The organism is Fusibacter sp. QWL-12, from assembly GCF_058683495.1.
Genome location: NZ_CM178745.1, coordinates 3142824 through 3156387, shown reverse-complemented (window position 1 = coordinate 3156387; position 13564 = coordinate 3142824). Strand labels below are relative to the sequence as shown.

General features: G+C 34.6%; 15 protein-coding genes. 6 read left to right on the top strand and 9 right to left on the bottom strand.

All coding sequences use genetic code 11. From position 1 onward, the window contains the following. Positions 1–38 precede the first annotated feature (38 nt). From AC4PID_RS15150 to AC4PID_RS15140, 3 genes are read left to right on the top strand one after another with little or no spacing between them, the layout of a single operon-like run. A complete protein-coding gene (locus tag AC4PID_RS15150) occupies positions 39–686 on the top strand; it encodes a class I SAM-dependent methyltransferase (protein WP_492132822.1) in 648 nt (215 codons plus the stop codon). Further along, on the top strand, positions 670–1107 hold the full coding sequence (locus AC4PID_RS15145; protein WP_492132821.1) for a YaiI/YqxD family protein: 438 nt from the start codon (positions 670–672) through the stop codon (positions 1105–1107). Before AC4PID_RS15150 ends, AC4PID_RS15145 begins: the two co-directional genes overlap by 17 nt. Positions 1108–1121: 14 nt before the next feature. Then, on the top strand, positions 1122–1943 hold the full coding sequence (locus AC4PID_RS15140) for an endonuclease VIII (RefSeq protein WP_492132820.1): 822 nt from the start codon (positions 1122–1124) through the stop codon (positions 1941–1943). A 38-nt stretch (positions 1944–1981) separates the two neighbouring features. On the opposite strand, the gene AC4PID_RS15135 is transcribed toward AC4PID_RS15140, so the two are convergent. Further along, the gene (locus tag AC4PID_RS15135; RefSeq protein WP_492132819.1) at positions 1982–3163 is read right to left on the bottom strand and encodes an aldo/keto reductase; all 1182 of its coding nucleotides are present in this window, start codon (positions 3161–3163) and stop codon (positions 1982–1984) included. 212 nt (positions 3164–3375) lie between these two features. Here AC4PID_RS15135 and AC4PID_RS15130 point away from each other — a divergent pair, with 212 nt between their 5' ends. Continuing rightward, a complete protein-coding gene (locus AC4PID_RS15130) occupies positions 3376–5121 on the top strand; it encodes an ATP-binding cassette domain-containing protein (RefSeq protein WP_492132818.1) in 1746 nt (581 codons plus the stop codon). Positions 5122–5197: 76 nt separating this feature from the next. Here the strand turns inward: AC4PID_RS15130 and AC4PID_RS15125 are convergent, their stop codons facing one another. From AC4PID_RS15125 to AC4PID_RS15115, 3 genes are read right to left on the bottom strand one after another with little or no spacing between them, the layout of a single operon-like run. Beyond that, the gene (locus AC4PID_RS15125) at positions 5198–5602 is read right to left on the bottom strand and encodes a response regulator (protein ID WP_492132817.1); all 405 of its coding nucleotides are present in this window, start codon (positions 5600–5602) and stop codon (positions 5198–5200) included. Positions 5603–5610: 8 nt separating this feature from the next. Then, entirely contained in the window at positions 5611–7083 is a 1473-nt protein-coding gene (locus AC4PID_RS15120) for a PAS domain-containing sensor histidine kinase (protein ID WP_492132816.1), read from the bottom strand. A 16-nt stretch (positions 7084–7099) separates the two neighbouring features. Beyond that, complete coding sequence (locus tag AC4PID_RS15115; RefSeq protein WP_492132815.1) at positions 7100–7753, bottom strand: response regulator transcription factor; 654 nt, start codon at positions 7751–7753, stop codon at positions 7100–7102. Positions 7754–7953: 200 nt separating this feature from the next. On the opposite strand from AC4PID_RS15115, the gene AC4PID_RS15110 reads away from it, so the two are divergent. Continuing rightward, positions 7954–9213 carry a PxKF domain-containing protein gene (locus AC4PID_RS15110; RefSeq protein WP_492132814.1) on the top strand — a complete coding sequence of 420 codons (1260 nt, stop codon included), beginning with the start codon at positions 7954–7956 and terminating at the stop codon, positions 9211–9213. Positions 9214–9283: 70 nt separating this feature from the next. On the opposite strand, the gene AC4PID_RS15105 is transcribed toward AC4PID_RS15110, so the two are convergent. From AC4PID_RS15105 to AC4PID_RS15090, 4 genes are all read right to left on the bottom strand, one after another. After that, the gene (locus AC4PID_RS15105; RefSeq protein ID WP_492132813.1) at positions 9284–9706 is read right to left on the bottom strand and encodes a DUF1761 domain-containing protein; all 423 of its coding nucleotides are present in this window, start codon (positions 9704–9706) and stop codon (positions 9284–9286) included. A gap of 54 nt (positions 9707–9760) precedes the next feature. Further along, on the bottom strand, positions 9761–10327 hold the full coding sequence (locus AC4PID_RS15100; protein WP_492132812.1) for a dihydrofolate reductase family protein: 567 nt from the start codon (positions 10325–10327) through the stop codon (positions 9761–9763). 187 nt (positions 10328–10514) lie between these two features. Further along, positions 10515–11675 (bottom strand): MalY/PatB family protein, encoded by a 1161-nt coding sequence (locus AC4PID_RS15095; RefSeq protein ID WP_492132811.1) that lies wholly within the window; start codon positions 11673–11675, stop codon positions 10515–10517. Positions 11676–11692: 17 nt separating this feature from the next. After that, complete coding sequence (locus tag AC4PID_RS15090) at positions 11693–12541, bottom strand: DUF3737 family protein (protein ID WP_492132810.1); 849 nt, start codon at positions 12539–12541, stop codon at positions 11693–11695. 192 nt (positions 12542–12733) lie between these two features. On the opposite strand from AC4PID_RS15090, the gene AC4PID_RS15085 reads away from it, so the two are divergent. Then, positions 12734–13180, top strand: coding sequence for a MerR family transcriptional regulator (locus AC4PID_RS15085; protein WP_492132809.1), 447 nt, complete (start codon positions 12734–12736; stop codon positions 13178–13180). 23 nt (positions 13181–13203) lie between these two features. On the opposite strand, the gene AC4PID_RS15080 is transcribed toward AC4PID_RS15085, so the two are convergent. Continuing rightward, positions 13204–13557, bottom strand: a complete 354-nt coding sequence (locus AC4PID_RS15080) for a cyclophilin-like fold protein (RefSeq protein WP_492132808.1) — start codon at positions 13555–13557, stop codon at positions 13204–13206. Positions 13558–13564: the final 7 nt, after the last annotated feature.

Below are 13564 nucleotides of genomic sequence, written 5' to 3'. Positions count from 1 at the left end.
TGAATTTAATAATACATGTCAAATCTATGGAGTAAATGATGCGTCATAAAAAACCACACCATCTTTTATTTAACAAATTAGCCTACTTTTATGGCTTTTTTTATAACAGTCAAAAGAGAAGCTTTGAAGCAGCAATTCGAAATGCTATGCCTATGTTTGACATTACGCGCTTTCAATCCGTATTAGATATCGGAAGTGGCACAGGTGCGCTATGCAGTGTTTTAAAGCAGTTTGGGCTTGAAGCTCAAGGGATTGAGCCTGCTGAAAGAATGCGAAATGTCGCAAATGAAAAAACTAAAGGTTTAGAAATCAACTTTATGGATGGGAATGTGCTTGAAGGACTTCCCTTTGAAGATCGTTCATTTGATCTTGTCATTGCCTCATATGTGGCTCATGGCTTATCCTTGGATAAGCGGAAAGTCATGTATCAAGAGATGCAAAGATTGGCAAAGGAATATGTCATTTTTCACGATTTTAATCAAAATCGCTCTTTAACGATTTCTTTCATAGAATGGTTAGAAGGCAGTGATTATTTTAGATTTATTAAAACAGCACGTTCTGAGTTTACCGAGTGTAAAATTGGACTTGAAAAGTGCTTTGAAGAAGTCATTGAAGTTAAAGTTGCGCCTCAAGCTTCTTGGTATATATGTAAGGTGAAAAGAGGCACAGATGAAAATATGGATTGATGCTGATGGTTGTCCAGTAGTGAATCAAACGATTCGACTAGCAAAAAAATATAAAATTCCAGTAACTGTGGTAAAGAATTATGCCATTCACATCGAAAGTGATTACGCTGAAATTGTTACAGTTGATATTTCTAGAGATTCTGCTGACTATTACATTGCCAATCACCTGCTTCCAAATGATTTGGTGATTACACAGGATAATGGTTTAGCAGCAATGGTACTAGCAAAGCAAGGTAATGTTATCAATGTAAGTGGTAAAGTGATCAACTCGCAGAACATTGACTTCATTCTGGATTCTAGACATCATGGACGTGAAGCGCGAATGAAGAATCTTAAAGGACCTCGTCATAAAAAAAGAACCACTCAAGATGATCGTGATTTTGAAATGTCTTTAGAGAAGCTGATCTCAAATGCGAATTAGAAAGGAGTTTTCGAATGATTGAACTACCTGAAGCCGTCGTTTTAAGTGAACAGTTGAAGCTTGAACTAAAAGGAAAAACTATTACAGGTGTCGTCACCAACTCTAGCCCTCATAAATTTGCTTGGTTTTATGAAAATCCAGATGATTATCCCTCAAGACTTATAGGACAAAATCTTATTGAGGTAAAACCACGCTCTGGTCAGGTTGAGATGATTTTTGAAGCTGTGCATCTAACCTTTAGTGATGGTGTTAATCTTCGTTATTTTAAACCGGGCTCAAAGCTAACATTAAAACATCAGCTATTACTCTCTTTTGATGATCAAAGCACCTTAGTTTGTTCTGTTCAAATGTATGGTGGGCTTGTTGCGTTTCCAAAAGGACAGTATCAGAACCCCTACTACATAATCGCGGGTCAAAAGCCTACGCCTTTATCGGATGATTTCTCGGAAGATTATTTTTTAAATTTGGTCAGCGCTGAAAAACCAACTCTATCAACAAAAGCACTTTTAGCAACTGAGCAACGCATCCCTGGTCTGGGTAATGGTGTTTTACAAGACATTCTATACGAAGCAGGTATACATCCAAAACGCAAATTAGGAACGCTTTCTACGCAAGAGCTAAAAGCGCTTTATATTAGCATAAAAAATACCATTCAGCAGATGACAGCACTAGGTGGCCGTGATACTGAAAAAAACATTTATGGTGAACCTGGTGGCTATCCCACTCGATTAAGTAGTAAAACACAAAACCTACCTTGTCACAAATGTGGCGATATCATTCATAAAGAAAGCTATATGGGTGGCAGTATTTATTTTTGTGCAACCTGTCAAAAATAGTGCTTATCTTATTATTTTATCTTTTTAATCTTTTTTATCTATCTCATCACTTTTCTAGCAACAGACATCACTGGCTTTAACCAAACTGGTTCAAGCCTTTTTTTGACATTCTTTAACTCTTTGATAATCTCAATATTTTGCGGACAGTGTTTTTCACACTTACCACAGCTGACGCAATTACTCGCAAATGCAGGCGTTTGTGTCATTGCACCGGTATTGATCATATATTGATTTAACCCTGTGGATTTCTTAATGGCAAATGAGGTATTATACGCTGTAAAGCAACCAGGGATGTTAATGTTTTGTGGACAAGGCATACAGTAGTTACAGCCTGTACAAGGTACTTTATAGGCTTCATTAAAGATGGCTTCAACTTGGCTGAATATTTTTTCTTCTGCTTCTCCCCACATACCAACGGTTGCATGATCTGCGAGACTTAGGTTTTCTTCAAGGTGAGACATTTCGTTCATACCAGATAGCACCATGGTAACCTCTGGCTGATTCCAAAGCCAATTTAAAGCCCAACCCACTTTGGAGAGCTCAGGCTTTGTACTTTTCATGACGTTGACCGCTTTTTCAGGTACACCGTCAGCAAGACGACCACCAAGTAAAGGTTCCATAATGAAAATAGGCATGCCTTTTTCATAAGCATATCTTAGGCCATCACGACCAGCTTGATAGTTTATGTTCATATAATTGTATTGAATTTGACAGAAGTCCCAATTGTATAGATCCACTAAAGCTGTAAAATCATCTTTTTTACCATGGAATGAGAAACCAACTTGTCTGATTTGGCCACTTGCTTTTTTCTCCTCAATCCACTTTTCGATCCCTAGATCGCAAAGCAGTTGCCACTGTGCAGGGCTCGTTACCATATGCATGAAATAATAGTCGATGTAATCCGTTTTAAGTCGTTCTAACTCCTTATTAAAAATTCGGTCAAAATCTTCAAACTTTTTACACATCATGATTGGCAACTTAGTCGCAATATAAACGGAATTCCTTAGATTATTCTTATCTAAAATTTGTCCAAGTGCCGCTTCGCTCCCAGGATAGATATAAGCTGTATCAAAGTAATTTACACCCTCTTTTATCGCCTTTAAAAAAAGTGCCTCAGTTTTCTCAATATTAATCTGTCCTAGATTAGACGGTAACCTCATACAGCCAAACCCTAGAATACTGATTTTATTTCCTGTTTTTGTATCAATTCTATACTGCATTCTTAACCCCTTATCATTTGTAATAGAATCAGTTTATACCTATTACAAAGACTTGTAAATTGCATTTCTATGATTCCTTAATTTCACTTAACAACTCCCCTCTACTAATTGACAGATTTTAATAAAAGCTTTATGATTGAGTGATTGGTTATTTTTAGAAGGTGAACATTCGTCTAATACAGACATTTTATAAATTAGGAAAGGAATCAAATATGATTAATATTATTGATTTATCTTTTGGATTTCCTCAGAAAGACCTTTTTGAAAAGGTTTCTTTTAGTATCGAGGATGGACAGCATCTTGCATTCATAGGTGCCAGTGGCAATGGAAAAACCACTTTAATAGAAATGATTATGGATACAGAAAAATACATGTACGATGGCAAAATCGAAATCGAACCAGGCAGTCGAATTGGCTATGTCAGCCAGTTCTATAAAAATGAGACGAACGATTCTGTTACTGTATTTGAATATCTCTGTGCGCCTTTTCTTAAGCTACAGGCTGAGATTGATGCCCTTTGTTTAAAAATGGAGACTGCAGAAGACATCGAGCCAATACTTGAGGCATACCAAAATGCACTGGATGCATTTGATGCCATCGGTGGTCATGATTATGAAACGGATATTATTAAAAAGCTAAATCTTGCAAACTTAGGCAAGCATAGGGATTTAAATATACTCCAGTTAAGTGGCGGTGAGTTTAAAATCGTTCAAGTAATTAGAGAGATGGTTCTAAATCCACAGCTCATCATCATGGATGAGCCCGATGTGTTTTTAGACTTTGAAAATCTAAACGCATTAAAAGATCTAATCAACACCTATAAGGGAATGCTTTTGGTGATCACACACAATCGCTACCTCTTAAATCACTGTTTTAATAAAATTATCCATCTTGAGAACAAGCTCATTCAGGAGTTTGAAGGCAATTTCATTGAATATAATTTTGCACTCTTGCAAACTAAAATTGAGCAGCAGGAGCTTTCAATTAAGGACGATGCTGAAATTGAAAGAAATGAAGCGCTTATTGGAAAGCTAAGAACCATTGCAACTTATAATACAGAAGCAGCAAGAGGAAAAGCACTTAAAGCGCGTGTTAAAGTTCAAGAGAGACTTGTGGCAAGACGTATCAAGGCCCCTTTCGTATCCATCAAGAAACCTTATATTAAGTTTGTTGATGTTCCTCTTGATATTGAAACACCGATTTTATCTGTGTCCAATTTAACCTTAGGCTATGAGTCGACTTTGATTTATGACGCAACCTTCGATATTAATTACGGCGATAAAGTGGCGATCATAGGGGCAAATGGTACTGGTAAAACGACTTTATTTAGAGCCATCCATCTTAACCAGAACGAAAATATTATCCGTCACGAAGGTGTAAAAACCAGTTATTTATCTCAGCTGCAGGGCGAATCACTGGATGAATCAAAATCAGTAATTGAAGCTTTCTATGATGTTGATATGCACAATTATCAAGAGATTAAGGCGCATATTAGGAATTTCGGTTTTGATGAAACTATCTTAAAACAGAAAATAAACGCACTTTCAGGTGGTGAGAAGAATTTACTTCAAATCGCAATCGTATCTGCTTTACATTCATCACTCCTACTTTTAGATGAACCTACAAGTCATCTGGACACTTACGCTCAGATCGCATTAGAGCAAGCAATTGAAGCGTACAAGGGAACGGTTTTAATGATTTCTCATGATTATTACACGATTGCAAATACAGTTGATTATGTATTACTGATTGAAAACCAAACCATTCGAAAAGTTAACATTCAAAAGTTTAGAAAAATGATCTATGAAAACCATTTTTCTCATGACTATCTCGTCTTAGAGCAAAAGAAAAAGACGTTAGAGACTAAAATTGAACTCGCCCTAAGCCAAAAAGATTTTGAAACTGCGAAGAAAATTTCAGGCGAGCTTGAAGAAGTCATCGATAAAATGATTCAATAGTTCTATCAAGTTTCTTTTTAATCAAATTAATAATCTCAAATAGAAGAAGGTCAAAATTTGACCTTCTTTTGTCATTCTATCTATTATGTCTTTTCTCTAAAATTCGTTCTGCCTGTTGCTTAATTCTAGTTTTTAACTCCAAAATATTAAATGGTTTTCTTATATAGTCTATAGCACCTAAATCATATCCCTTGTTTATGTTTTCAACTTCAACCTTTCCTGAAATAAAAATAACGAGAATTTCATTTTGCTGATCCAACTGTTTAATTCTACTTAACGTCTCGAAGCCATCCATTTCAGGCATCATAATATCAAGTAATATTAAATCTAACTTCACCTTAGAGATTAACTCTAATGCCATGAACCCACTGTTTGCAATATAAAGATCGTAACCGTCTTTTTCGAGCGCTTTTATAACGATTTCCATATTTTGAGGGATATCATCTACTACAAGTATTTTAATATCATTCATTGGATTCATATAATACCTCACTTTGATAAAGAAGATGTAAAGTGTTTGAACCAAGCAACAAATTGGTTCAAAGCTTCTTTCATTATGCTAATATCATAAGATTTTAAACCTTTCAAAATTTGATAGAACTGGTAGTAAAGTTCTTTAGAATCATTTTGTTTGGCAAGAGTTTCTAATCTATACAAAATCGTTTTATAATCGGAAAGTCTACCATTCATTGCTCCTATCAGTTCATTTGAATTAATAATTGTAGACAATTGATTCAATAGTGCCTCTGAATAGGATTCATTATTAGTAATATGAACGCTTGTATTCAATGCAGTTTTGGATTTCAATTGGAAATTGCTTTTTTTAGATTCACCAAACTTAATAATTTCAATATTTGCTAATGTAAAACAAAATTCTGATCCAATCCCGACCTGACTGGAAATAGAAAGTTCACCACCCATCAGCTCAACTAATCTTTTTGAAATCGAGAGTCCCAGCCCACTCCCTCCATATTTTTTATTACTTTGACCATCCTGTTGTACGAAAGGTTCAAAAATCAGATTGAACTGAGATTCTGGAATCCCAATACCACTGTCTTTAACAGATGTTTTAAAGCACAAAAGATTCTTATTTAAATCAATGTCAATGACCTCCAACTTTATTGTTATTTGTCCTTTAAGCGTAAACTTAACTGAATTTCCGACTAAATTAAAAATGATTTGTTTGAATCTCATTTCATCTAGCTGTATGATTTGTGGTAATCGTTGGTCAATTTCAATATTGAATAACAGGCCTTTTTCGTCAGTCTTACCTTTGAAAATCTCATAAACGTCATTTAAAAGTTGAGTAGCATCAACATAACTGTATTGAATTTCTAGATTTCCCGATTCAATCTTAGACAAATCTAAAATATCGTTTAATAGGCTCATTAAAGCACTTCCAGCTTTTTGTATTGAGCTCAAATAAACTTGGCCTTCCTCGCTCATAACTTCTTCCTTTAATAATTCTGTATATCCTAAGATGGCATGCATCGGTGTACGAATCTCATGAGACATGTTAGAAACAAATTGGCTTTTTAATAGATTTGCAGTTTCAGCTGCACTTCTCGATTTTTCAAGCTCAAGTTCAAAGGATTTTCTTTTAGAAATGTTCTTAGATAGCGTAAATATGCCTTCAATTTGACCAACTTCATTAAAAATAGGAGAACTCTGAATTTCAAACCAATATTGATTCTCTTCAACAAGGAACATTTCTTCAGAGACATAATTACTTTGAGTTACAACGACATAATCAAGATGCGTTTTCATTTTATTATAAATATCTATAGGTAAAATCAATTTACTCTCATTACCGATCACATCATTGATCTTTAAATCGAAAAAATCTAAAAAGGCTTTGTTTACATTAATAAACCGATCCTCGGGAGACTTGACACACATCATGTATGAAATTTGATCAAATAGAATATTGAAGTCAAGATTAAATATACTTTTATAATTCATCTCTTTATCCTCTAACCTATTCAAATTTAACGAGTTTGTTTCGAATAGCAAACACAGCCAACTGCGTTTTATCCTGCAACATTAGCTTTGAAGATAGCTCAGTAATTAAGTTTCTCGTACGCCCTTCTGTCACGAAGAGCTCTTGAGACATCTCTTGTGCACTTTTCCCATCCACTATCATTTGTAGAATTTTTAGATCACGCTCTGATAGTTGAACTACATTACTACCCGTTTTAATCGTTCTACCATCCATATTTGCTGAATTTTGATTGAACAATGCAACAACTTCTTTATCACGTACCTCCATACCTGCATGGACACTTCTTATCGCTATAATCAATTTCTCTTTTGAAACGCTTTTCAAGATATACCCGTTTGCTCCTGCTTTAATTGCATCTTGTACGTCCTTGCCATCTTTTGAGGTTGTTAAAACTAGTATTTTACATTTATTTTCATTATCCCTTATTTTCTTAATCGCATCAACGCCGTTACAAATTGGCATTGCAACATCCATTAGGATAATATCCGGTTTAAGTATATTCGCATTGATAATCGCATCCTCACCATTATTAACTCTTGAAATCACATCAATATCTTCTATTTTACTCAACATATGCTCTAGTAGTTCGCTAAATAACTCTTGATCATCGGCAATTAAGACTCTAATCATAGCGCACCTCCAAAATGGTTATTTAGTCGATGTATTCCCTTTAAATATGCTTTAAAGCATATGTGTGAAAATTTCACGTTTTACCATAAACATAATTATTTTTTCACATAATATCGTGAATTAATCTATATCTATTCATAAGCAGTCCAACTATAATAACACTATATTAAATGATATCGATTATCAATCGGGAGGTTCTTATGAAAAAATTATATAGTATTATTTTAGTTCTTGTTTTAGTGTCAACATCATCTTTGGTTTTTGCAGATCAAGTCTGGGGAGATGCCGTTGAAGTATTAGGTTCCAATCACGATCAATTTATTGATATTACAATTAGTCAAGGTGAAACATGGTCAACGCCACTTAAGGTTTATATAGTTGATAGTGGCGCCGCAGTAAGTTTTCCAGTCAATGGTATTATTAATGCAGATTCATCATTAACCCTTTCGAAATTAAGCTGGCAAGTAAATGGGTATGATTCACCTGACACGGTACAAGTCTCAAAAGAAGAACTTTTACCTGGTAGCTACTCCTATTCCGTTACATTCGAAGCAACAACAGATTTATCAGCATTATCAAAATCCTTTGATAAAGTAAACATTAGAGTTCAAGTTAATGAAAGCAATGACTTTAATAATCTAGACAACGAAAATCAACTTGATTTAGTTGCGCCAATTATTATTGCTCCTGATGATCTTCAAGTAGAGGCAACCGCGCTATTAACACCTGTTTACTTAGGCGAAGCGATTGTGGATGATCCTGATGCAATTGTAACAAACGACAGTCCTGAATATTTCCCTCTAGGCTCTACACAAGTTAACTGGAAGGCTACTGATTTGAGTGGTAATGAAGGATATGACCAACAACTTGTTACCATAGTTGATACAACAGCTCCTGTTTTTACTTCATTCCCTCAGAATTTATCAGTTATCTATCAGGGTCAATTAACTGAAGTTGATTTAGGTTTGGTAGAAGCTACGGATATTTTCCCTGTTGAAATTTCAAATGATGCACCTGAAAGTGGTTTCCCACTAGGAAAATCATATGTTGAATGGAAAGCGACAGATTCAAATGGTAATGTTTCAGTATATACACAAGTGATTGAAGTCAGTTACCAATTTGGTGGGTTCTTAGAACCAATCAATACAGATGGATCAAGTATTTTTAAACTAGGGAGTACTGTCCCAGTAAAATTTAGACTATTTGATGCAAATGGAAATTATGTACCTACTGCAGTTGCTAAAATCTATTTTTCTAAATTGACAGATTCAATTCTTGGCTCTGTAGTAGAAGCAACAAGTACTGGAAATGCCTCTACTGGTAATTTATTTAGATATGATTCTACTGACAATCAATATATCTTTAATTTAAGCACAAAATCTCTTTCAAAAGGCTCTTACCTAATCATTGTGAGATTAGATGATGGAAAAGAGTACTCTGTACGAATCAGTTTGAGATAATCAAATAAAAAGCTACTGCTAAAGCAGTAGCTTTTTTGATTCATTCTTATTGAACATTTTATTCATCTTATTACATCACTGCAATTATACCACCAAAAATAACATAAGTTAATAAATACAAGCCATTATTGATTAGTAAGACAATTGGTTTTCGGCCTTCAAACTGTGTATTTAGACTATGTGTTACTGCAAAAGCAAACCACAATACAAAGCCAACTGTTGCACCTGAAATAAAATCAGTTGCCTTAACGCTATGAACAATGATCTGTAAGCCATATGCATATAAAAGACTCGCAATCACAGCGCCACCCATCAATCTTGGCATACTTTTTTTGTCTTCATCTGTCATTTCTTTTTTATTAATATCTGCACCCACTCCTATTTGCCAGGTTTTAAACCAAGGTGCAATCGGTGAGTAGTAAATCCAACTTAAAAAGAAATTCACTATTGCTACAATAAAAAAAGCTAGGACGTTAATTTTAAAATCAATCATATTTTCTCCTTTCCGGTGTTAAATGAATACGCCTTAATCTAACCCTTCTCTTTTCTAATTTTTAACACTATAATGCAATTCAATGATGCCTGATGTAAAGACATGAGATCCAACTAGTTCCAACCTTTTAGGTGTGTCAAAGTCTGAAAATAAAGACTTCCCTTTCCCTAGCAATATCGGATTAACAAATACCCATAATTCATCAACCAAGTCCAACGCCATAAGAGATTTCGCAGCTGATGGACTGCCAAACATTTGTATGTTCTGACCTGGTTTTGATTTAATTGCTTTTACTTTTGACGCAATATCACCTGAAAGTACAGATATTTTGTCTTTTGAGCTTACCATCGTGTTGGATAATACATATTTTTCAACGCGATTATACCATTGCGAGTGTTCAATATCGTGCTTTGAAGCATTAGCTTGTTCACCTGCTGTTGGCCAATAGGCATCCATCATTTGAAAGGTTACTCTACCATAAATTGCTGAATCTGCTTGATTGGTTAAATTGACAATATAATTAAAAAGTTCCTCATCCACATGAATCCAATCCATCTCTCCGTTTGGTCCACAAACAAACCCATCTAAGGACATATGAACAGATACAACTAAGTTCCTCATTTTGCCTCCTTTTTCTCTTTTAAAAAAACTGATACTCAATATTTAATTTCATTGCTCCAATTCAATTATTAATTAATTTGTACCCTTTTATTATGTATTAAAATAAATAATACGATATTATAATCATATGTCATATGCACCCTGCAAAACCTAAAAAGATCAAACAAATGTTTGACCTTTTTAAGAACTAAAGATATAGATTTAAGCTTGTTTTGAGTCTATATAATGCCTCCATCAGGACTTCCCTAGGGCATGCAATGTTCATCCTTAAAAAATTATGTCCATTACCACCAAATTGTGTGCCTTCAGAAAGGTAGAGTCCTGTTTTTCCTCTAATAAACTCTTGAAGATCAGGTGTATTATGACTCACAGCACTTACATCCAGCCAAAGCAGATAGGTTGCTTCTGATTCAACCAAATGAATCTGTGGCAACTCTTTTACTAGGAACTGTTTTACAGTTTGCTTGTTTTGATAGATATAGGCTCTTAGCTCATCCAGCCATTCGGCACCCGTATTAAAAGCTGCAATTAGAGCTTCTACTGCAAATGCATTGGGTTCAGCAACTTCATCAGAGTTAAGACCTCTTTCCATTTTTGCTCTCAATGCTTTATTAGGAATCGATACAAACGCTGACTGTAACCCAGCTAGATTAAATGCTTTGCTAGCAGAAAAGCAGCTCACACTAATATTGGAGCAAATCTCTGATACTTTGGCAAAGGGTGTATAAGTTTTAGCCGGATCAGTGATATCACAGTGAATTTCATCTGAAACAACTGTGACATTATATTTATGACATAACTCACCTATTCGTTTCAACTCTTCAGGCTGCCAAATTTTGCCCACAGGATTATGTGGGTTACAAAGGATCATTAATGTCGTTAAGGGATGTGATAACTTCATTTCTAAATCCTCAAAATCAATCTGATATTGATGATTTTCGTATATCAATTGATTTTCAATAACATGCCTGCCATGATTGACAATTGAGTTAAAAAAGATATTGTACACTGGTGTTTGAATCAGCACCTGATCACCAACATTCGTCAAACGCTTCACTGCAGTTGATAATGCGGGTACAACGCCTGTCGTAAAAATTAACCACTCTTTTTCAAGAACATAATTGTGTCGATTCATCCACCAATTTTGAATCGCTTCGTACCATTCTTCCGATACTATCGAATAACCATATATTCCAGTTGAAACTCTCTTTTCTAATGCTTTAACGATTCCAGGTGCTGTTTTAAAATCCATATCAGCAACCCAAAGCGGTAATTCATCTGAGGCAACATCCCATTTCATAGAATTCGTATTTCTTCTGTTGTTAATATGATCAAATTGGCTTGACATAATGTACGTCCTTTCTTTTAGTTTGAAGCCGCCTTGAGAATAATCTCCGTATTAGCTGCATCCATCTCTTTATTATCAAAAATGATTTCTTTGATTTCTTTTGCAACAATTCTGCCTGAGTAAGGATTTTTAATACTATCAATAGAAGAATTAATTTCAGCATCTACCGTCGAATACTCAAATGCTAAATCTGTATTCAATAGTTTACAGTCTCTCATCGTAACGTTTTCCATATAGCACATACCTTGTTCACTCTCAACTGTACAATTAATCAAGGTCACATTTTTTGCATTCCAGCCTAAGTACTCACCTGAAATGAATGAGTCGTATACGGTCACATTTTCACAGTTCCAAAATGCGTCCTTTGATAAAATTCTTGCATTTCTAATGGTTAAATTCTTTACCCCATCAAATGAATAGTTACCAAACAAAGTAAAGTCTTCAAGCTCAAGATTTGAACTACCCATTGCAAAGTAATCGCCTTTTGCTCTTACACCTTTCATTTTAACTGTATCGCAAAACCATAAAGTTTCAGCAGCATTTGGCATTTCAACGTTTTCCATTTCAACATTATTACAACGTCTAAATGTCTTTGGCGCCGCTACTGTAAAATCCTTAATTTTTAAATGATCGCTATACCAGATGCCTGCTCTTGCCATTTCGAAAAACACACTATTATTCATAGTAACATTTGAGCAATACCATAATGGGTACTTCCACTCAAATAGACATTGATTGATTTCAATGTTTTTGCTCTCTTTTAATGGAGATTCTCCATCAGCAAAGGTACAATTATTTACCTCTACTTCACAGCTTTGAAACAGCGGTCTTTCGCCTGTAAATTTTTGTTCATTGTAAATTTTCATTATTAATTTCCTTTCGTAAACATTATTGATTATCTAAAGTTTAACGCCTAAACCTAGCTTTAGGTCAATGTATTTTATCTTTAAATATTTGTGACTAAATTATTAATATTTGACTGAGCCATAATACACATGTATAATGATGCTAAACCTAAAGATAGCTTTAGGTTAACTCGATTTTGAAATGAGGTACTTATGACATATACAATTGGTGAAGTATCAAAATTGCTCAATCTTTCTATCTCAACATTGAGATACTATGACAAAGAGGGGTTATTGCCACTGGTCAATAGAACAGATGGTAATATCCGTCTATTTGATCAAACAGATATTGAGTGTTTAAAAATGATTGAATGTTTAAAAACAACAGGCATGCCACTTAAGGATATAAAAGTATTTTTTAACTGGTGTGAAATTGGCGATGCAACGATCGAAAAAAGATATCAGCTTTTTCTTGAACAAAAGAAACAAACTGAAGAAAAAATCAAAGAACTAGAAAAAGCACTTGAACTTGTTAATTACAAGGTAGAGTACTATAAAATCGCTATGGAAAAAGGAACAACCACTTCGACAGATTTTGAAGAGGCACTTGCAATGCGATTTTTATTAAAAGGAAAAAATGAAGAAATAACCTCCTTGTAAATTTAACAAGGAGGTTTTTCTTATTATTTTTCAATTTCTAAAGTAACATTAACATTACCTTTTCCTAATATTGATAATAACTCTTTTCCAGTTATATTCTGAACTTTGCCTAATCTTGTAAAGTTCCAAGAGTTTGGCGCATAATAGATGACAAATGCATTACCTTGATATAGAATGAGATCTCCTGCTTCTGTCTTTATCTGTTGGTCATTTCTCGGAAGTGCGGATGGGAAATAACCTACCTTTTCCATGTTGCCATAATCGCTCATCGAGATCGTCAAAGGACCCTCATTTAAACGTTTTAATAATGCTTCAGCACTAGAATTTGATTCAAGTTTTGCCTTTAGTACATGCTCACCAATGATAAGCTTAATCATAGTCTGC